Origin of the sequence: Citrobacter sp. wls757 (assembly GCF_005280935.1) — a bacterium.
Lineage (GTDB): Bacteria > Pseudomonadota > Gammaproteobacteria > Enterobacterales > Enterobacteriaceae > Citrobacter > Citrobacter portucalensis.
Window position 1 is genome coordinate 59,016 of record NZ_SZWU01000038.1, and the last position, 20,570, is coordinate 79,585.

At 48.6% G+C, this 20,570-nt stretch carries 14 protein-coding genes; 6 read left to right on the forward strand and 8 right to left on the reverse strand.

The genetic code is table 11. The annotated features are described in order from the left end of the window. Together iolD and FDW94_RS10375 are read right to left on the reverse strand one after the other, a co-directional pair. A partial coding sequence (gene iolD / locus FDW94_RS10370) for a 3D-(3,5/4)-trihydroxycyclohexane-1,2-dione acylhydrolase (decyclizing) (RefSeq protein WP_249358403.1) occupies positions 1–1,405 on the reverse strand: 1,405 nt, incomplete at its 3' end. 11 nt (positions 1,406–1,416) lie between these two features. Beyond that, on the reverse strand, positions 1,417–2,922 hold the full coding sequence (locus FDW94_RS10375) for a CoA-acylating methylmalonate-semialdehyde dehydrogenase (protein WP_137377541.1): 1,506 nt from the start codon (positions 2,920–2,922) through the stop codon (positions 1,417–1,419). Positions 2,923–3,215: 293 nt separating this feature from the next. Between FDW94_RS10375 and FDW94_RS10380 the strand changes: the two genes are divergently transcribed. The 4 genes from FDW94_RS10380 (at position 3,216) to FDW94_RS10395 (ending at position 9,461) form a co-directional block, all read left to right on the forward strand. After that, positions 3,216–4,070: a MurR/RpiR family transcriptional regulator gene (locus tag FDW94_RS10380; protein ID WP_137377542.1), complete on the forward strand. Its 855-nt coding sequence runs from the start codon at positions 3,216–3,218 to the stop codon at positions 4,068–4,070. A gap of 244 nt (positions 4,071–4,314) precedes the next feature. Beyond that, complete coding sequence (locus tag FDW94_RS10385; RefSeq protein ID WP_003826090.1) at positions 4,315–4,881, forward strand: Slp family lipoprotein; 567 nt, start codon at positions 4,315–4,317, stop codon at positions 4,879–4,881. A 280-nt stretch (positions 4,882–5,161) separates the two neighbouring features. Beyond that, entirely contained in the window at positions 5,162–6,316 is a 1,155-nt protein-coding gene (locus tag FDW94_RS10390; protein WP_111465195.1) for an efflux RND transporter periplasmic adaptor subunit, read from the forward strand. 28 nt (positions 6,317–6,344) lie between these two features. Beyond that, positions 6,345–9,461, forward strand: a complete 3,117-nt coding sequence (locus FDW94_RS10395) for an efflux RND transporter permease subunit (protein WP_079934250.1) — start codon at positions 6,345–6,347, stop codon at positions 9,459–9,461. Positions 9,462–9,667: 206 nt separating this feature from the next. Here the strand turns inward: FDW94_RS10395 and FDW94_RS10400 are convergent, their stop codons facing one another. Together FDW94_RS10400 and FDW94_RS10405 are read right to left on the reverse strand one after the other, a co-directional pair. Further along, positions 9,668–10,015, reverse strand: coding sequence for an HdeA/HdeB family chaperone (locus FDW94_RS10400; RefSeq protein WP_137377543.1), 348 nt, complete (start codon positions 10,013–10,015; stop codon positions 9,668–9,670). Beyond that, positions 10,015–10,611 carry a DUF308 domain-containing protein gene (locus FDW94_RS10405; protein ID WP_003826082.1) on the reverse strand — a complete coding sequence of 199 codons (597 nt, stop codon included), beginning with the start codon at positions 10,609–10,611 and terminating at the stop codon, positions 10,015–10,017. Before FDW94_RS10405 ends, FDW94_RS10400 begins: the two co-directional genes overlap by 1 nt. Positions 10,612–10,892: 281 nt before the next feature. Here FDW94_RS10405 and FDW94_RS10410 point away from each other — a divergent pair, with 281 nt between their 5' ends. Continuing rightward, a complete protein-coding gene (locus FDW94_RS10410; RefSeq protein WP_057068462.1) occupies positions 10,893–11,525 on the forward strand; it encodes a YfdX family protein in 633 nt (210 codons plus the stop codon). A gap of 74 nt (positions 11,526–11,599) precedes the next feature. Here the strand turns inward: FDW94_RS10410 and FDW94_RS10415 are convergent, their stop codons facing one another. Together FDW94_RS10415 and evgA are read right to left on the reverse strand one after the other, a co-directional pair. Beyond that, complete coding sequence (locus FDW94_RS10415) at positions 11,600–14,842, reverse strand: transporter substrate-binding domain-containing protein (protein WP_137377544.1); 3,243 nt, start codon at positions 14,840–14,842, stop codon at positions 11,600–11,602. Positions 14,843–14,846: 4 nt separating this feature from the next. Beyond that, positions 14,847–15,461, reverse strand: a complete 615-nt coding sequence (gene evgA / locus FDW94_RS10420) for an acid-sensing system DNA-binding response regulator EvgA (protein WP_008785570.1) — start codon at positions 15,459–15,461, stop codon at positions 14,847–14,849. Between the two features lie 841 nt (positions 15,462–16,302). On the opposite strand from evgA, the gene FDW94_RS10425 reads away from it, so the two are divergent. Continuing rightward, positions 16,303–17,475: a hypothetical protein gene (locus FDW94_RS10425; RefSeq protein ID WP_137377545.1), complete on the forward strand. Its 1,173-nt coding sequence runs from the start codon at positions 16,303–16,305 to the stop codon at positions 17,473–17,475. Positions 17,476–17,561: 86 nt separating this feature from the next. Here FDW94_RS10425 and FDW94_RS10430 read toward each other — a convergent pair whose 3' ends face one another. Further along, a complete protein-coding gene (locus FDW94_RS10430; RefSeq protein WP_003826074.1) occupies positions 17,562–18,848 on the reverse strand; it encodes an MFS transporter in 1,287 nt (428 codons plus the stop codon). A gap of 78 nt (positions 18,849–18,926) precedes the next feature. Further along, a complete protein-coding gene (locus FDW94_RS10435; protein ID WP_008785573.1) occupies positions 18,927–20,519 on the reverse strand; it encodes a D-aminoacylase in 1,593 nt (530 codons plus the stop codon). Positions 20,520–20,570: the final 51 nt, after the last annotated feature.

The following is a 20,570-nucleotide window of genomic DNA, read 5'->3' on the forward strand; positions in this document are numbered from 1 at the left end:
TCTCATAGCCCATACAGGAGTAACCGTATTCCAGGTGATAGCTGTCCGGGGTTTTGACCTGCCAGATACGCTGTAAATCGCCAGGCAGCGATCCGGCGGCCCCTACGACGATAGCGTTATCTTCAATGTGCTGATTGATAAGCCCCAGCACCTTCGTCTGGGTCAACCGGGTGTTTAGCGTGTCGCCATATTCCGCCAGCTGAGCGTCAAGATGCCCAGCCACTTCGGGTTCGTCATCTGGACGCCAGTCGCGCTCCCATAAACGTTGGCACTCATCGCGCCAGGCCTCTTGCGCCTTAGCGACCTCCTTCCCCCAATCGCTGCGGTAGTCTTTCAGTGTTTCGGTTAATGCCTTAAGCCCGGTACGGGCGTCGGCGATAAGCGCAGTGGCATCAAGCTTCAGTGCGTCAAACTCCGCCACGTTCAGCAGCAGGAACTCAACCTCCGGATGAGAAAACAGCGCTTTCGAACCGGTGGTAAAGTCGGTGAGGCGCGTACCAATGCCGATCACCAGATCGGCTTGCGGTGCGAGCTGATTCGCTGCCATCCCTCCAGTTACCCCAATGCCTCCGAGGTTAAGTGGGTGGTCACTAACCAGCGCTCCCTTTCCGGCCTGAGTTTCGGCAAACGGCAGTTGCAGCGTTTCAACAAACGTACGAAACGCCTCATGCGCGCCGGAATATCGTACCCCGCCGCCGCATACCACCAGCGGACGGCGTTTGCGGGCAATCAGCGCCCGCGCCATCGCCAGACGCTGCGGGTCGGGTGGTCGACGTTCGATCAAATGAACGCGGCGCGCAAAGAAGCTCTGCGGATAGTCCCAGGCTTCCCCCTGCACATCCTGTGGCAGGCAAATAGTTACGGCACCAGTATCTGCGGGGTCAGTAAGCGTTCGCATCGCGTTTAGCATCGCGCTCATTAACTGCTCCGGGCGGTTAATCCGGTCCCAGTAACGCGAGACCGGGCGGAAGCAGTCGTTGGTACTGATGCCAAGATCATGGTATTGCTCAATTTGCTGCAATACCGGGTCCGGCTGACGACTGGCGTAGACATCGCCAGGCAACAGCAACAGCGGAATACGGTTCGCCGTCGCGGTTGCCGCTGCGGTCACCATGTTTGCCGCTCCCGGCCCAACCGATGACGTCACGGCAAAAATACGCTGGCGCCGATGCTGTTTGGCGAACCCGGTCGCCATGTGTGCAATTCCCTGCTCATTACATCCCTGCATCACCTGCAAATGACCGGGTGCCTGCTCCAGCGCCTGGCCAATGCCAAGCACGTTACCGTGACCAAAGATGGTGACGACGCCCTCGACAAAGGGCGTTTCCACGCCATCGACACAGATATATTGTTGATTAAGGAATTTGACCAGCGCCTGAGCCATGGTCATACGTTCGGTTTGCATAAACCCTCCTGTCAGCCCAGCGTTGGCATGGAGAACGCGGCCCCTGTGTCCTGCAGCATCTCCGGCCAGCGTGCGGTGACGGTTTTCATCCGGGTATAGAAGCGCACACCATCGTTACCATGAACGTTCAGCGCACCAAAAATAGACCGCTTCCAGCCGCCAAAACTGTGGAACGCCATCGGCACCGGAATTGGAACGTTTACGCCCACCATGCCCGCCTGCACTTCTTCGCAGAAGCGACGCGCACAGCCGCCGTCACGTGTGAAAATTGCCGTGCCATTACCATATTCATGACGGTTAATCAGTTCCACCGCGCTGCTGTAATCTGCTACGCGCACCACAGAAAGCACCGGTCCAAAAATCTCTTCTTTATAGATGGTCATCTCCGGCGTGACGTTATCAAACAGGGTCGGCCCGACAAAATAACCCTGCTCATGGCCTTTAACGCTAAAACGTCGACCATCCACGCGCAGGCTGGCCCCCTGCGATTCCCCACTGTCGATATAACCGAGCACTTTATTACGATGTACAGAGGAGATAAGCGGCCCCATTTCATTTTCCGGTGTCTGGTCAAGACCAGGCCCGACACGCAGCGCCGCAATCTGTTTTTCCAGTCTCGAGCACAGCTCGTCTGCCGTTTTGTCCCCTACCGCCAGCACGACCGAAAGCGCCATGCAGCGTTCACCCGCCGCGCCGTAAGCGGCCCCCATAATGGCGTTGGTCGCCATATCCATGTCGGCATCCGGCATTAAAATGCAGTGATTTTTAGCGCCACCTAACGCCTGGCAACGCTTACCGTGGGCCGATGCCGTCTGATAAATGTATTCCGCAATCGGCGTAGAGCCGACAAAGCTCACGGCCTGCACACGCGGGTCAGTTAACAGCACGTCAACGGACTCTTTGTCCCCCTGCACGACGTTGAACACGCCGTCCGGCAATCCGGCGTCTTGCAGTAGTTTGGCCAGAGCCAGGGCGAGAGAAGGGTCTTTTTCTGAGGGTTTCAGCACGAAGGTATTCCCGGTTGCCAGCGCGATGGGGAACATCCACATCGGTACCATTGCCGGAAAGTTAAACGGCGTGATCCCGACGCAAACCCCGAGCGGTTGCATCAGCGAATGGCTATCGACGCCGGTCCCTACGTTGGCTGAGTGTTCGCCCTTTTGCAGATGTGGGATGCCACAGGCAAACTCCACCACTTCCAGGCCGCGGGTCAGTTCACCAACTGCGTCAGAGAATACCTTGCCATGCTCTTCGCTGATGATGCGAGCCAGCCTCTCCATGTTTTCTTCCAACAGCGCCTTAAAGCGGAACATCACTCGCGCACGTTTTAACGGAGAATGGCGCGCCCACCCGGGGAATGCGTCGTGCGCTGCCGCAATGGCCTGCTCGGTTTCCTGTGTCGTACTCATCACCACCTGGCGGATCTGTTCGCCGGTGGCCGGGTTGAAGATTGCCTGAACGCGCTGGCCTGAACCGGTGACACATTCGCCGTGGATAAAATTCGCTACTGTCTCCATCCTTAACCTCTCGCTGTTGATACGTGACTGTTACCTGAACACTGTTATCTGTGTACTATATATGAAACAAACATTCCATTTTAAGTTGAAATAAAATAAATAATGATTAATGTGATCAAGGATGGGTTTTTATGTTAACAAGCGGAATCGCATGATTAGCGTGCACTGGCATAACGTTTCAGCGGACGACAAGCCTGAAGCTTTTGTTTCGTTTTTACAGCCAGATGAATGAGTGACATTTCAAAGACGCGGTTTTGCGTTTAGAATCATAAAACTATGTACCAGGAGGTAAAATGACAACAGCAACCAGCCTGAACGAGCTGCAGCAGCAAATCCGCGATCGCTACGATAGCCTGAGTAAGAGGCTGCAGCAGGTGTCCCGCTATGTGCTGGATAATACCAATAGCGTGGCCTTTGATACGGTTGCCGTCATTGCTGAACGTGCCGGAGTGCCCCCCTCTACGCTGATCCGCTTCGCCAACGCCTTTGACTTCACCGGCTTCAACGAAATGAAACAGCTGTTTCGTATGAATCTGGTAGAGGAAACCGCCAGCTACAGCGACCGCGCGCGCATGTTCCGTGAGATGGAAAGCGAAGCCGTACCGGAAACCCCGCTCGATATCCTGCAGGAGTTCGCCCGTTCGAATACCCAGGCGCTCCAGCAGTTGGCAGCCCGTGCCGAACCTGAAATGCTGGAACGCGCCGTACAATTGCTGGCAGAAGCCGACACCATTTACATTGCAGGTCTGCGTCGTTCGTTTAGCGTAGCAGCCTATCTTACCTACGCGCTGAGCCATCTTGAATGTCGCCCTATTTTGCTCGACGGAATGGGCGGAATGCTGCGCGAGCAGATTAACCGCATCAAAGCGCAGGATATCGTGGTGTCGATTAGCTTCTCGCCTTATGCGGAAGAAACGCTGATGGTCAGCGAAACTGCGGCCAATGCCGGCGCGCGCCAGATCGTGATTACCGACAGCCAGATAAGCCCGCTGGCCACGTTCAGCGATCTCTGCTTTGTGGTGAAAGAGGCGCAGGTTGACGCGTTTCGATCCCAGTCTGCGACGCTGTGCCTGGTGCAGTCGCTAGTGGTGGCGCTGGCTTACCGTCTGGGTGACGGGAGTAATGAAAACGGTCATTCTGTCGGGTGATGAGCACCGCAAAAATTGACGATCCGCTTTATTACATTCCCGCCAGCGTGACGTGAAACCGTGATGCCAGCCGTTACTTTTATGGTCGTTGAAAATATCGCCCTCATTCAGCGACCAGATAAAATACAATCCGTTATTACCATAAGCTACAATTATATTAATATTAGATAATCAACAATACGCATGCTGACAATAATACGCAAAGGTTTACTATAGACCTGTCTTTTTTAAGCAGGAAAGTAAAATGAAAAATACAAAAGGGTTGATGATTATTGCCCTTGCTTTCACCCTGGCATCATGTGCTTCCATTCCTGAGAATATCAAAGGTAATAATCAACCCGATATCCAAAAAAACTTTATCTCCGTGCATAACCAGCCCGGTTTATATACCGGTCAACAGGCTCGCTTTGGTGGTAAAGTCATCAATGTGATTAACACCAAAAATGATACGTTGCTGGAAATCGCCGTTTTGCCACTGAACGACTCTGCTAAGCCACAAATAGACGCGAGCTATCAGGGACGTATTCTTGCCCAGCAGAAAGGTTTCCTCGATCCGGTAAACTACAGAAACCATTTCGTGACTATTTTGGGAACAATTCAAGGAGATGAGTCAGGATTCATCAACAAAGTCCCGTACAACTTTGTTAAAGTTGATTTACAAGGAATTCAGGTTTGGCATTTAACTGAGTCTGTCAACACCACCTATAACATGTGGGATTATGGTTACGGCGCATTCTGGCCTGAGCCGATGTGGGGAGCGCCTTACTACGCCAATACAGTCACTCAGGTAACTCCGGAGCTAGTGAAATAATCCCAGAGGTAAGATGGCGCGACTATATTCCGGAGTCAGGTGTTGGCAAACACCCCTTCTCATCACCCCGCGTTTATCTTATTGCGCCATCCTGCTTCATGAGATCCTTCGCTTAATATGCATTCTTCCTGTTACATATAATTTTTAACCGCTAATTCTTTAGCGAAGAAATGGGCTTTACCCTTCTCATGCCTGACCATCTTTTGTTATTTACCGACAACTCCCCCACCCTGCATGCAATAAAAGAACATTTGTGTTTACACATTATTCAGGGATTACTATGAACAGAAAATGCTTACTGTTGATACCATTATTCTTTAGTAGCGTCATCATCACCGCCTGCGATAATAAACCTGCAGTAAAAACCGCCATGGAGCCCGAGGTCGGCGTTGTTACCTTAGCGCCCTCCTCAGTAAATATTAAAAGTGAACTTCCGGGTCGAGCGCTTGCGTTCGAGATCGCCGAAATCCGCCCTCAGGTTGGTGGGATCATCATAAAACGCAACTTTGTTGAAGGCGATAAAGTCAGCAAAGGAGAATCACTGTATCAAATTGATCCTGCCCCGCTGCAGGCACGACTGGACTCAGCCAAAGGCGCGTTGGCAAAGGCACAGGCTACCGCCAATAATGTTCGTCTGACACTCAATCGGCAGTCAGCGTTAATAAAATCTAATTACGTCAGCCGCCAGGACTATGACACGACGCGTTCACAGCTTAATGAAGCGCAAGCCAATGTTGCCGTCGCTAAAGCGGATCTTGAACAAGCCACCATCAATCTTCGATACGCCAATGTTACCTCGCCCATTGATGGCATTAGCGGCAAATCTTCCGTGACCGTGGGTGCCCTGGTTACTGCCAATCAGGAAAACGCGCTGGTCACCGTTCAGAGATTAGATCCGATTTATGTTGATTTAACCCAATCAGTACAGGACTTCTTACGCCTGAAAGAAGAGAAAGCCAACGGCCAAATCGCCCAGCAACAAGGCAAAATTCCGGTTGAACTGATGCTGGAAAACGGCAAGCCCTATCGCCATACCGGTACGCTTGAGTTTTCCGATCCCGCTGTTGATGAGACCACCGGTTCGGTAACCCTGCGCGCCGTATTTCCCAATCCTGAAGGTGAAATTTTACCCGGTATGTATGTCACGGCGTTGCTGGACGAAGGCAGTCAACAAAACGTGTTGATGGTCCCCCAGCAAGGAATTACGCATAACGAGCAAGGAAAAGCCACCGCGCTGATCCTTGACCAGGAGAACGTAGTGCAACTGCGTGAAATAAACGCAGTGAAGGCCGTTGGTAATCAATGGTTAGTGACCGCGGGATTACGTCCTGGCGATCGGGTCATTGTGTCCGGATTACAAAGAATTCGTCCGGGAATCAAAGCCCGGGTCCTCCCTTCAAAACTGAACACACCTGACACGGTAGCTGAACAGTAATATTTCAGGCATTAAGGACACTTTCTTCATGGCCAACTTTTTTATTGAGCGCCCGGTTTTCGCCTGGGTGCTCGCTATTATCATGATGTTTACGGGCGGTATCGCGATAATGAACCTGCCTGTCGCCCAATATCCACAAATTGCGCCCCCAACCATTACCATCAGCGCTGCCTACCCAGGGGCTGACGCAAAGACCGTTGAAGACTCCGTCACCCAGGTGATTGAACAGAATATGAATGGTCTTGATGGCCTGATGTATATGTCATCCACCAGCGATGCGGCAGGTAATGCCTCGATTATCCTGACCTTCAAAACGGGTACGTCACCCGATATTGCGCAGGTTCAGGTACAGAATAAACTGCAGCTGGCGATGCCTTCCTTGCCACAGGAAGTACAACAGCAAGGGATCAGCGTTGATAAATCCAGCAGCAATATCTTAATGGTTGCCGGTTTTATCTCTGATAATAACAGCCTGAGCCAATATGATATTGCCGACTATGTAGCCTCGAACATTAAAGATCCGCTAAGCCGCACTGCCGGGGTGGGGAGCGTACAGTTATTCGGTTCGCAATACGCCATGCGCATCTGGTTGGATCCACAAAAGCTCGACAAGTATAACCTCACTCCCGAGGACGTCATTACCCAGCTCAAAGTGCAGAATAATCAGATATCTGGCGGGCAGTTGGGGGGTATGCCTCAGTCAGCCGATCAGCAGTTAAATGCGTCGATCATTGTCCAGACGCGTCTGCAAACGACCGATGAATTTGGCAAGATCTTCCTTAAAGTTCAGCAAGATGGTTCTCAGGTTCTGCTGCGCGATGTCGCGCGCATTGAGCTGGGTGCGGAAAATTATGCAACGGTTGCACGTTACAACGGCAAACCCGCCGCCGGGATTGCGATTAAACTTGCCGCTGGTGCCAATGCCCTGGCAACGTCCCAGGCGGTCAAACAAGAGCTGAACAGATTATCGGCCTGGTTTCCGGCCAGTATGAAAACCGTTTATCCCTATGACACCACGCCGTTTATCGAGATTTCGATTCAGGGTGTTTTTCATACTTTGATCGAGGCAATCATTCTGGTATTCCTCGTCATGTATCTGTTTTTGCAGAGTTTCCGTGCGACGCTTATCCCCACTATCGCCGTTCCGGTGGTTATCCTCGGAACCTTTGCAATACTCGACGTCGCCGGTTTTTCGATTAACACGCTCACGATGTTTGGCATGGTGCTGGCGATAGGGCTGTTGGTCGATGATGCCATCGTGGTGGTTGAGAACGTAGAACGTATTATTGCTGAAGAGCACTTGTCTCCAAAAGCGGCAACGCATAAAGCAATGGGCCAGCTCCAGAGGGCGCTGGTTGGTATTGCCGTCGTGTTATCCGCCGTATTTATGCCGATGGCGTTTATGAGCGGGGCAACGGGTGAAATTTTCCGTCAGTTTTCCATCACCTTAATCTCCTCCATGCTGCTGTCGGTATTTGTGGCAATGAGCCTGACGCCTGCACTTTGCGCTATGTTGTTGAAATCCCACGAAGGAGAAAAGGAAAACACACATTTTCTGTTTACCCGTTTCAATCACTTCATGGAGAAATGCACTCAGCACTACACGGACAGCACCCGTAGACTGCTACGTCGCACAGGCCGTTATATGGTCGTCTATTTAGTCATTGGCGCGGGCATGATTATGCTGTTTTTACGCACTCCGACCTCGTTTCTGCCTGAAGAAGATCAGGGGGTATTCATGACCACGGCACAATTGCCTTCGGGTTCAACGATGGTGAACACCAGTAAAGTGCTCGGGGAAATAACCGACTACTACCTGACGAAAGAGCAGAAAAACGTTGCTTCTGTTTTCACCGTCGGCGGATTTGGTTTCAGCGGCCAGGGACAAAACAACGGTCTGGCGTTTATCAGCCTGAAGCCCTGGTCAGAACGCGTTGGCGAAGAAAACTCGGTTACCGCCATTATTCGACGGGCAATGATGGCCTTAAGCACCATCAATAATGCCGTCGTTTATCCGTTCAATTTACCGGCGGTCGCAGAATTGGGCACTGCATCAGGGTTTGATATGGAGCTGCTGGATAACGGTAATCTTGGGCATGAAAAAATGATGCAGGCGCGGAACCAGCTTCTGGCTTTGGCCAACCAGTCATCCGGTGAGGTCGACGGGGTGCGTCCGAACGGTCTGGAAGATACACCGATGTTCCGCATTCACGTCAACGCCAAAAAGGCTGAAGCTATGGGCGTTGCGTTATCGGATATTAATCAGACCATCTCCACCGCGTTTGGTAGTCGCTATGTCAATGATTTCCTGAACCAGGGGCGCGTAAAAAAAGTGTATGTCCAGGCCGATACGCCGTTCCGTATGTTGCCGGACAATATCAACCACTGGTACGTACGTAACGCCTCCGGTTCCATGACCCCGCTTTCCGCCTACTCATCCACCGAGTGGACCTACGGTTCTCCTCGCCTTGAACGCTACAACGGTCAACCAGCAATGGAAATTCTGGGCCAGCCGGTTGAAGGGAAAAGCAGCGGTGATGCGATGAAATTTATGGCATCGCTGATTAATAAACTGCCCGCAGGCGTCGGCTATGCCTGGACCGGTCTGTCTTATCAGGAGGCGCTATCCACAAACCAGGCACCAATGCTGTACGGCATTTCGCTGATCGTCGTGTTTCTGGCGCTGGCGGCTCTGTATGAAAGCTGGTCGATCCCGTTCTCGGTGATGCTGGTTGTGCCAATCGGGGTGGTCGGCGCTTTGCTGGCTACCGATCTGCGCGGCCTGAGCAATGATGTTTATTTCCAGGTCGGCCTGCTCACCACCATGGGGCTGTCGGCTAAAAACGCCATTCTGATCGTCGAGTTTGCCGTCGAGATTATGCAGAAAGAAGGGAAAACACCGCTTGAGGCTGCGGTGGAAGCCGCGCAAATGCGCTTACGTCCAATTCTGATGACCTCACTCGCCTTCATCCTGGGGGTTATTCCACTGGCAATAAGCAACGGCGCGGGCTCTGGTGCGCAAAATGCCGTCGGTACGGGGGTTATCGGTGGGATGCTGGCCGCGACGGTACTGGCAATCTATTTTGTTCCAGTGTTCTTTGTCCTCGTTGAAAATACGTTAGCGCGATTTAAAGCTCGACGCTGATCCCCTGCCCTATCCCTGGGTTTAGATTATTAAATTCCCAGGGATGGGGCTTCGTTTGTCAGGTCTACGGTTATTAGCGGGCACGGCTATCCAGCGAGTTTCTCGTGGATAGCAGGGTAAATTACGCGGATTTTTTATAAGGAACGACTGAGGGTAGGAACAGAGGTTGTCAATTCTAACAAAAGCCAGGCTATCAAAACGGTTAATCAATAGTGCAGACCGGAACCTTTCAGATTTACAGCCAGTTCACCCAGTTTTGTATTCGGATGCTGATAGCACATTTTAACCATTTTCGGTACAGCTTCCGTTTCCACCTCATGCAGGGGAACATAATCATCGCCTTTAAAGTCAGAATTTTTATTAACAATCACAAAGGCAATTGCCGTCTTGTATTGCTGACTCATATCAACAAATTCTTTACAGGTCATATCTTGTGGCGCAGCTTCCGTTGCCTGAGTAGCCAAAGCACGGGTTATTGGCGCCATAATAGAGGTCACAAGAATAGCTGCAGAAACCATCATCTTAATATTCACTATGCGCTCCAGAAGTAGCATTAATTTTTATCGGCGAGCTTATCAGTTTTTACCAGCGTCGCATTTCTACGCAGACTGATAAAAGCTAAAGAACTAAAGATCATCTCGACACCAATAAAGATTGAGGTAAATACATACGATCTGTCGGGATCCATATTCAGCCATACGCCGGCAATAAGCAGGTCAAAAATACCAATAAAAATGTTCCATCCATAACCCGGGCTACGGAACAGTTTGACCCCAGAGGCGATACGAAAAATCCCCCCCAGAATAAACAGGCAGCAAAATACCATTGCCAGTGAATTCATGCCTATCACAGGATTCACGAGGAAACAGTAACCCAGCAGTAACCACGCGATAGCAAAAAAGGCATAGGTAAATTTGGCTTTCAATTGCTTTTTACCTGAGCTAAACAGGCTATAAATAGAATAGAAACCACATACCAGGAACATAAAGCCGGTTGCATAGCTTAAATAAACACCTGCAGCAATCGGATAAATCAAGCAGCAGATGCCACAAATCAACATCAACACCGCCATAATCGTCGCGTGCTTTTTATAATGAACGAGTGTTTTTTCATTAAACGCTCTCAGGCTACGCTGATTAAAAACAAACATACATCCTCCGTTATACATAAACGCAATGTAACCTGTTGACACAAGAATTATTACTCACTCAACATATGTTACTTACAATGGAATGATAAGACTTCCACTAAGGAAGCGTATATAAGAACAAGAGAATGTCGCTATGCGTATATTCCTACACATGTCAGACATCTGACACTTGTAGGATTAAACGGTCATTATTCTATCTTGGCTCTGATTCCTCTCTTTAACATTATTTAATATGCTTATTGCGTTTGGTGACATATACCAAATTTATTCAGGAGAAAGTAATGAAAAAGATTATTCTTGCGGGTGTGCTTGCAACCATGATGGGTTCAGCACCAGTGATGGCTGCTACTGCTACCACAACCACTCCGGCGCAAGCTGCTACCGCAAATGTACAAAAAGAAGCTGCCGATGTTATGCAGGTCGCAGTGCAAGGCGCAAATGCGATGCGTGATATTCAGCTTGCTCGTCTGGCCCTGTTTCATGGACAGCCTGACAGCGCTAAAAAATTAACCGATGACGCGGCTTCCCTGCTGGCAGGCGACAGCAAAGATTGGGCGAAATTTGTAAAAGCTGCGCCTAAAGCCAAGATGATTGACGATCAGTACGTGGTTATTAACGCTACGGTCGCGCTGTCAGAAGACTATATTGCGACTCCGGCCAAAGAATCCGCTATCAAAACAGCGAATGGCAAAATGGCCAAAGGCGACTGGAAAGGTGCAGTGGATACTCTGCAACTGGCTGGTATCAGCGTGCTTCAGACCCAATACCTGATGCCTCTGAATCAGACTCGTAAAGCCGTTGCCAGCGCGCAAAAACTGCTGGCTTCCGGTAAATACTATGAAGCAAACCTTGTGTTAAAAGGTGCTGAAGATGGCATTGTGGTCGATAGCGAGATGATCGGCGCAGGCCAGTAGTACTCAGCACTACGGAGTGTTGAACCAGGACTTTCTCTCCTGATCGGGCAGCTACAGCTACCCGATCAGGGGGATTAATGGCTAATCAGACTGTCTATCTCAATCTCAATTTCCCGCATAACAGCAATAATCTTCTGCAATGCCTCCTCGCGTACTGCCAGAGGAAGATCGTCATGTCGTCTGGATTCGAAAGGTTCGCACAGGTTCTGTAGCGCAGTGATACCCAGAATTTGCGCCGAGCCATGCAACCGGTGAAGAGCTCGCAAAAACAGCTGAGGTTCATCTTGCAGAACGGCTTTCTCAGCCGCTTGTATATCATTCAGCGTTGCCTCGCGAAATGTCTCGAGAATCTCGTTCATCAGTGCGCGATCGCCGCCGGTATTTTCCGTCAACACATTGAATTTCAAATGCCGGATTGTACAAGGAGACGCATAACCGGTTTCGATTTTACTCAATTCATGGGTCAGTGTCTGAATCGACACAGGCTTGAACAGGCACAAGTTCATACCATTTTGCAGGCATCGATCGCGTGACTGTGGAAGTGCGCTGGCCGTCAGTCCCCATATTTGTAAATTCGGCTGTTGACGACGTAGCGAAGCCGCGAGATCAAACCCGTCTTTTTTCGGCATATTTACATCGGTTATCAGCAGATCGTACGATTTCTTCGCCAGTTTGGCTTCTGCTTCCTCCCCATCACACGCTTCATCCACGCTGTAGCCAATGGCATTCAACTGTCGCTTGAGCAGCAGGCGATTGGTTGGATTATCGTCAGCTATCAAAATAGACAGACACGGAAGCGGTAACAGAGTACCGGGCGCATCGCCATCCGATACAATCGACTGTCGAGCCGTTTCAACCGGCAGCGTTATGGTAAACGTGGTTCCTTGCAACGGGACGCTCATCAACTCCAGCGTCCCACCCATCAACGTCACCAGTTCTTTGCAGATAAATAACCCCAGTCCAGAACCGGTTTGTTGACGCCCGCAGCGTCCCTGGGCGTAACGCTGAAACAGCCCCGCCTGCTCCTCTTCACTAATACCGCAACCGGTGTCGCTAATGGCAATAGTCAGGGTACCGTGATTCTCTCCCTCAGGCGTCAAACGGGCCGTTACATGAATGCTGCCCTGCTCGGTAAACTTCAACGCATTACCCACCAGGTTGGTGAGAATTTGCCGCAAAGCCTGCTGATCGACAAATACCCGCTCGTTCGCCGGCAACTGGCTAACGCAGGCAAGCGTAATGCCTTTCTGTCTGGCTAAGGCATCGAAAGAGTGACACTGCAATTCAATGAGCTGCGAGAGATCCGTCCATTGAGGAACAACCTGGTATTTACCAGACTCAATCTTATCCACATCCAGTATCTTACCGATCAGCCCAAGCAATGACTGGGCCGTCGCCCCGGTAAGGGCAATCGCCTCTTTTCGCTGTGCCGGGCTGAGTTCTGAACTCGACAGTAATTCCACAAAGCCAACAATCGAACTTACCGGAGTACGTAATTCATGGCTCATACTCGCCAGAAAGCGACTTTTGGCCTTGGTTGCTTCAATCGCTTTATTCTTTTCGTTTTCCAGTTCTTGAGATAATGCTTCTTTGAGATGAAGCTGCTCTTCCAGTAGCCGCTGCGATTGTTTCCTTTTATTTACCTCACGGGAGAGTGAGATCCCCCAGATCAGGCTAATTGCTATCAGCAGCAGCGCGAATATCCCCAGTTGATAGAACTGTTTGCTATATCGACTCCAGAAATCGACCTGCGTATTGGAAATTTTCGACCACCTCTCCGTCATCTGCAAAATTTCACGTGGCGGTATAGCCTGTAGCGCTTTATCCATAACAGACTTCAACATCGGCTCGCGGGGAGAGATTGCAAAACTTACCGACGCACCAGGCATATCTGGAAGCCTAAAAAAGTGCATATTTTTCTGGTAGTAATGATCGACCATAAATCTTGCCGACAATTCGGTAGCGATTGCCGCATCAACGCTGCCCTCCTTGACCATGGCCATCGCAACACTGCCAGTATCCGCATTCACCCAGGTGGCCTGCGGATAGCGTTGCTTCAGCTCGCTTTCCAGCACATGCCCGGCAGGCAAAGCAATACGTATCGGCTTCTCCAGTAGTGATTCGGCGGTTTCCTCACGGGAAGTGATCATCACAAATGCCACATTCATCAGCGGATCGCTAAAGGCCGAATTGCTCGGGTTTTGATGAGTTAGCGTGATAGTGGGATACATATCCCACTGTTCGCCGCTTATTCGCTTTGTCTGCTCACTTTTGGAGCTAGCTAAAATGGGTTCAAAATCGAGCCCCGTTTGCAGATGAATAATATTCAGCAAATCACCAATAATACCGCGTAACTCACCACTGCGATCGACCAGCGTATAGGGCGAGTAATCTGGGTTGATTAAAATGCGGATAACATGCTTTTTCTTCAACCACGCTTTTTCCTGATCGGTGAAAGGAATAGGCGCATTCAGATAGGCAAGGTTGCCGCGGTTCAGCCAGTTCTGCATGACTTGCATATGAATTTCATTACTGATTGACGTAATGAAACCATCAAGAATATTTCTTAATACAGGCTGATCTTCGTTAACGACAAAATAATTATATTGTTCTTGCTTATCAAAGTAGTGCGTAATAACCAGTGATTGTGAGAAGTATCGAGAGATACAATGACTGCTGGTGATATTGTTACCAATATAATATTGGTTATCGCCATTCACTACCGACGCCATAGCCTGATACTCATCGTCATAAAATGAGACTTTAGCCTCAGGAAAAGCCCCCTGGATAACATCGAGAAAAGGGCAATCCCGCACACACGCGACGCTAACCTGATGGTTCGAGGTCAGCGGCAGCATAGTGTTTTTTAGCGATGTTACAAGCGTCGGCCACGTGGTCAGCAATGCCGAAGTGCGCAACAAATTCCCGCCAACATCCTGGCGCCGGGACAGTTGGGTTATCAGCGTATCAACATCGTTATTGGCGAGCGCGGCCAGCGCCTCTTGCTCATTATCATACTGCTTTATAATGATTTTTAGATTGAGGTTCTTTTGCATTAACGCAAGGTAATCCGCGTTGACGCCCCGATAATATTCACCGCTATTTTGATAAACAATGGGGGAGACTTCCGGTAACCAGGTGCCAACAACCAAGGTTTTTTTATGCGCTAACCAGTTTGTTTCTTCCCTGTTCAAGCCGATATTTTGCACTGAGGTATTATAGTTACTTTTTAGCTCAACTTGCCGAGCTGAGCTTACACCCGTAGACAACCCGATGGTAAAGATGACCATCAAAAAAATAAAAAAGCGTTCCAGCATTACTCTATCCTATTTTATTTCTCTGCGCATAATCATAAATTTCCATTAATGATGAACAATCTAATTTCTCCATCAACCGGCTTTTATAGGTACTTACCGTTTTATTACTGATATTCATTTTGCTGGCAATTGTGCTGTAATCCATGCCATTAAGGATATAACGCAATACTCTCATTTCCTGGTTCGACAACGTATCAAGCTTATCCTGCTCGCTGACGGATGAACCAGTAAAGTGCTCAAGGGAAAAGGGAAAATAGCTATAGCCATTTTTTGCTGCTTCAATTGCGGCAAGAATATTATTCATACCTTCTTTTTTACTCACAAATCCGTTAGCACCGTATTCGGCGCTACGTTTGCCGTAAAAAAATTCATTTTTGGCTGAAATGATAATGATTACACCAGCATAGTGCCGCTTTCTCAGTTGCTCCAGCACTTCGATGCCACTGATACCCGGAATATCCACATCGATAATCAACAGCTCCGGTTTAGTTTTTTCAACGGTTTGAACCACTTGATCCCCACTGTCGAGTTCGGTGGTCACAGCGATACCATTGGTATCGAGTAAGTTGCGGATGGCAATGCGAGCCAATGGGTGATCGTCAACGATTATCGCGTTCATTGCGTATAAGAATCCCGATAAATAAAGAGAGGCGATGGCTATAGAGCAGATGAGTCTTCAATATTATGTTTTATAAACGCAAGACTTTAAGAGGAAAATTCTAGCATAGCCACGCGTATATTTTATTATTTTTTCATAATTCGAATGAATAAATCATAAAAATAACATTTTGATTTACAAAAATTAAACTTTAAACCTTTGTAAATATCAAATCATTAACACAACGCAAAGGAAAATTCCTACACATGTAGGACATGCCTTTCATTTATTAGGGTTCATTCTTAACAAAGTTATTAATATCAATAGCGTAGTAAGCATTAGAACCGTAAAAATACGGAAAATACCCCTCATCTGACGAACCTCCCGTTAGGGTGGCATGGTGGAAAGCCGCCATCAAATAGCCGCTTACGTTGAACATTCCTATGCACATTTCTATGTCAGCAACTTTACATTAAAAACAAATATTATTTTTCAATACGTTGCCTACGACAGTTCTTTGTTAATTTTATTTCTATATGAAATTATCCTACACTTGTCTTTATGCTTAAATAAAGCAGAAACAGCGTATTTTCAAATTTCCAGGTTACATCGATGCGCTGATAAAAAATAAGATAGAGCATTTTTTCATACTTTCGGGTGATAACAATTTTACTAACCTGAATTTTGGAGAAACTGTAAATCCAGAAGGATCGTACACTGGCACAACCTGGCGGGAAGAAAATCCGGCCAACGTTAAAAGCACCACTTTCACATTCTAAGGAGAAAAATAGGTTACCAGAACAGCAAGTTACGCTTCTCTTCTGGTAGTAAGCAAAGCAATTTATTGATGGCGTATAGCAAAATGAATCAAATACGAGAATCATTAAACAATGTTGCATTCCCTGACACAATGCCTGACGCATGGCCTTATCAATCCTGGTGTTCACCTGAAAATATTGATACCGATATTACATGGTACTCATTTACTGAGCTGGATTTGATGATCGAAGCCTGGCTGGGTAAAGACTCACTCATCCCGGTGAACAAAACCGTATGGGGTTTTGTGAACGAAAATGAACCATTAATCCAGATAGTTATCCACGAAGATATTGCATATATTGCAATTAATCACAGATTCTATTCATGGGTAATTATTGTTGCAGGAACATACAACTTAAACATCAGTCTCGATCTTGCCTCCATATTTAAACACACAGCCTTAGCCGATACAGCGCTATGTATTATAGCCAATCGCGTTGACATACATTCAGTAGAGGTATCTCTTAACACCGCCCGCTCTTTTATGAACTTCGTTTTCTTTCATGAATTGGTTCATTTGATGTGTTGCCAGCATCAATACATCAAGATGAATGGCAACCAACTTCCGTATATCAGGACCATGGAGTTTATTGCCGACTTTCTAGCGTACGAACATTCACTCATGCCTGTAACTTACGAATATACCGTACAAAAAGACAACTGGGATCTGCAGATGAGTACCGCTCGATGCCTTGGCTTTGTCATCGCGTCCTATTTCATCATTAAGACGAAACAGATCAGCAATTTAAATCTATATCCATCCATAAATGAAAGAACCACCTTATTGCTGAGTTATATATTATCGCCATCTTTAACGCGGAGTGAACGGGAGGGATTACTGCTAAAATATGAAGCCAGTGGAATAATGGATGCTTATATCCGGCGAGGAAAGCTAGGATTTAACATTGGCAATAATGATTCCCTCATCTCGACTGACTATTCTGCATGTTGTTGTAATTGCAGCAAATGCAGCGCATTCGCCAACGAGATATGTAACAAGGCCAAACCATTGAACAGCGAAGTATTAAACCATATGAGCATTTATACAGAATGCTTCCCTAAAAATAAGATTTTTTACCCCTTTCCTGTGATAGATAAAAGAGATAACAAAACATCTCATTTTTGTAGTTTACAAAATCCTATACTGTTTTCCTTAGAGAAAACGATTAAAAGATCCTCTGCATTTCTTTCAAACCGATTCCTGAGTTTCCATTAAGAGCCTAATGGGATAGGCTCTTAATCACTTATTTCCGTCATCCTTAATGTGGCTCTGGAACAGCAGAGCCACAAGAGAGACATTAATCAGGCTTTACTGGGCAACGCTCCCACTGCGTGCGAGCTTTTGACTGTCAGCGTAACGACAGCTGAGCACAACAGTGCAGCAATCATAAAGATAAAGGCGCTGTTATAGCTTCCGCCGCTGCTTTGGATAAGCCAGCCGATAATAGGCGCTGATACAACCCCAGCCATCTGGCCGCCAAAGTTAACAATACCGGATGCCCGCCCCATGATGTTGCTCGGGATCGTATCCATCAGAATGCCCCAGAACGTCGCCATGGCAAAGAACATGAACAGGGCTGAGACACACTGATAAACCACCGCCATATCTGCACTACTCACGCTGAAAGTCAGATACAGGAATCCCGCGGCAATAACAGAGGTTACGACATACAGCGTTTTACGCTGGGGTTTGAATTTGTCTGAGCAATAACCGCCTAACAATGTTCCGCCTGCCCCGAACAGGAAGGGAATGGCTGCCATGACGCCGGTCTTTGCCAGAGAAAACTCTCGTACGGTAATCAGGTAGCTTGGTAGCCAGGTTGAAAAACCCCAGAAGGTGATATCAAACAAAAACCAGATACTGGCCATTTGCCAGAGCACCGGCATTTTGAGTACGTCTTTAAACGCGATAGCACTGGTGTTTTGCAGGCTCCCCTGATCGTCAGCAGCCAACTCAGCCAGGTCTTGCTGCGTAATGGCAGGGTGATCTTTCGGGTTGTCACGCGTAAATAAGTAGATACCTGCCGCGATAAACAGACCGGGAATACCTAGCACGATAAAAACCATGTGCCAGCCAAATGCCCCGATGATGCTTGCCGCCACAACTACCGCCAGCGCTGGGCCTAAGGTGTTAACCGTTGACTGAATCGCCGTGGCGCGACCACGCTCTTTCGACGGGAAATAGGTTGATATCATCTTCCATGAGGCCGACGGGAAACATCCCTCACCGATACCAAAGAAGAACCGTACTGCTAACATCAGCGGCAGCGTCAGCACTGCGCCGGTTAAGCTGGTGAACACAGACCACCATGCAATACCAATGGCCATGATTTTGCGCGAGCCAAATTTATCCGCCAGTAATCCACCGGGAATTTGAAACGCGGCATAACCAATAAAAAAGGCGCTAATAATTAAACCTTGTTGAGTCGTATCAAGATTTAAATCTTTGCCAATATAAGGGAGCGAAACGCTCATCACCATTCTGTCGAGAAAAGAGAGCAGCCACGCCAGCCAGATCAGGGTCAGGACGGTATATCTTGCTTTCCAGGTCTTGGGTTTACCTGAAGGTAAAGACGTTTGTAGGTTCATTGTGATGTCCTTAGGGTGTAGTGATCTACCGCGGCCATAAATAGTCGCGATAGATCCATGCGTGTTTAGCGTTATTTTTTAATATTGTTTTCTAATAACCGTACCGCTACAGGCATAACTTTCCGTGCCATTGATTAAGGCAATGCGCCCATTAACCATGACAATTTCAATCCCTTCCGGGTACTGATTGGGTTCCACAAAAGTGCCTTTATCCGTAATTGTGTTCGGATCGAACATCACAATATCCGCTGCATAACCCACCTTCAGCAGTCCGCGATCCTGCAAACCCAATACTTCAGCAGGTTTTCCCGTCATCTTGCGGATTGCCGCTTCCCAGCTCAGACATCCCTCTTCACGGACATATTTACCGAGTACGCGAGGGAATGCGCCAAACACGCGCGGGTGCGGTTTGCCAGCCCCCATTAAGCCGTCGGTACAGACGTTTTGCTCAGGTCGACAGAGAAACTTAATCACGTGCTCTTCGGTACCGTAGAAGTCGACCATCCCCACGGCGTTTTCCTCTTCAAAGAGCAGATCGAAGGTGGCGTTGTACGGATCTTTTCCGCGCAGCTCGCCCAACTGGACGAGGTTCAAACCGACAGCATCCTGATTTTTTGCCGTTTTCACGCTGGTGACAAAAATCTGGTCCAAGCCGGCAAAATCGATAAAGTTATCCCAGCCAGGAATACCCTGCTGAATATCATCAATCATTTTGGCGCGCAGTTCGGGCGAGGCGAGACGCTCAAGTAATTTGTCCGTACCACCGGAGTGAACCCAGGGCGGCAGGATCACGCCAAGCATCGTACTGCCCGCCACATACGGATACTGGTCGAAAGAGATACGAATTCCCTCTTCCTGCGCCTGTTCCAGCATGCCCAGCATCTGGTCGATCAGCCCCCAGTTTTTCTTGCCGCAAACTTTCATATGCGAAATATGTAGCCAGACGCCAGTGGCTTTGGCGATATCAATCAGTTCCTGGGTTGAGTTGATAATATCGTCAGCTTCACTGCGCTGATGCACCACAAAGATCCCGTCATATTTCGCCGTGACCTTACACAGTTCAATCATTTCGGCAGTATCACCAAAGGCGCAAGGCATATAGATAAGTCCAGTGGAAAGTCCAAATGCCCCAGCCTTTAGCTCCCGCTCAAGGACTTCACACATCTTCGCCACATCTTCACGGGTCGAAGGACGCCCATCCAGACCCATCGCTTCCATGCGCACGTTGCCATGAGGAACTAAATACGCGAGGTTTGTCGCCGGATGACGTGATGCCAGCAGATTGAGATAACCGTCTGTATTTTTATACTTCCAGTCAATTTTGTCGGTGTCACCGTCCAGTCCGGCGATATTTTTACGCCAGGCTGGAATATATTCTTCAGGTAACGGTGCTAAGGCGACGCCGTCCTGGCCCAACAGTTCGGTGGTGATACCCTGACGAATTTTTGCTGACAGCGCGGGGTTAATAATGGCCGACAGGTCAGAGTGCGTATGGGTATCGATAAAGCCAGGGCATATAATTTTTCCTGTTGCATCAATTACCTGTTCATTGATGCCAACCTCAATTTGACCGATTTCGACAATACGTCCTTCATCAACCATCACATCGGCAATTCTGCCTTCACTGCCCGTCCCATCGATTACATTTCCGTTTTTGAAAATGGTTTTCATCGTTATTCTCCATGGCGGTGCTGCTGAGCGACACCGCCTGTAAGGTAAGAG

What these genes read in the sequence shown, in the direction of transcription:
- FDW94_RS10375 (WP_137377541.1), bottom strand. Translation starts at nt 2,922, where the DNA reads ATGGAGACAGTAGCGAATTTTATCCACGGCGAATGTGTCACCGGTTCA.
- FDW94_RS10380 (WP_137377542.1), top strand. Translation starts at nt 3,216, where the DNA reads ATGACAACAGCAACCAGCCTGAACGAGCTGCAGCAGCAAATCCGCGAT.
- FDW94_RS10385 (WP_003826090.1), top strand. Translation starts at nt 4,315, where the DNA reads ATGAAAAATACAAAAGGGTTGATGATTATTGCCCTTGCTTTCACCCTG.
- FDW94_RS10390 (WP_111465195.1), top strand. Translation starts at nt 5,162, where the DNA reads ATGAACAGAAAATGCTTACTGTTGATACCATTATTCTTTAGTAGCGTC.
- FDW94_RS10395 (WP_079934250.1), top strand. Translation starts at nt 6,345, where the DNA reads ATGGCCAACTTTTTTATTGAGCGCCCGGTTTTCGCCTGGGTGCTCGCT.
- FDW94_RS10400 (WP_137377543.1), bottom strand. Translation starts at nt 10,015, where the DNA reads ATGCTACTTCTGGAGCGCATAGTGAATATTAAGATGATGGTTTCTGCA.
- FDW94_RS10405 (WP_003826082.1), bottom strand. Translation starts at nt 10,611, where the DNA reads ATGTTTGTTTTTAATCAGCGTAGCCTGAGAGCGTTTAATGAAAAAACA.
- FDW94_RS10410 (WP_057068462.1), top strand. Translation starts at nt 10,893, where the DNA reads ATGAAAAAGATTATTCTTGCGGGTGTGCTTGCAACCATGATGGGTTCA.
- FDW94_RS10415 (WP_137377544.1), bottom strand. Translation starts at nt 14,842, where the DNA reads ATGCTGGAACGCTTTTTTATTTTTTTGATGGTCATCTTTACCATCGGG.
- evgA (WP_008785570.1), bottom strand. Translation starts at nt 15,461, where the DNA reads ATGAACGCGATAATCGTTGACGATCACCCATTGGCTCGCATTGCCATC.
- FDW94_RS10425 (WP_137377545.1), top strand. Translation starts at nt 16,303, where the DNA reads ATGAATCAAATACGAGAATCATTAAACAATGTTGCATTCCCTGACACA.
- FDW94_RS10430 (WP_003826074.1), bottom strand. Translation starts at nt 18,848, where the DNA reads ATGAACCTACAAACGTCTTTACCTTCAGGTAAACCCAAGACCTGGAAA.
- FDW94_RS10435 (WP_008785573.1), bottom strand. Translation starts at nt 20,519, where the DNA reads ATGAAAACCATTTTCAAAAACGGAAATGTAATCGATGGGACGGGCAGT.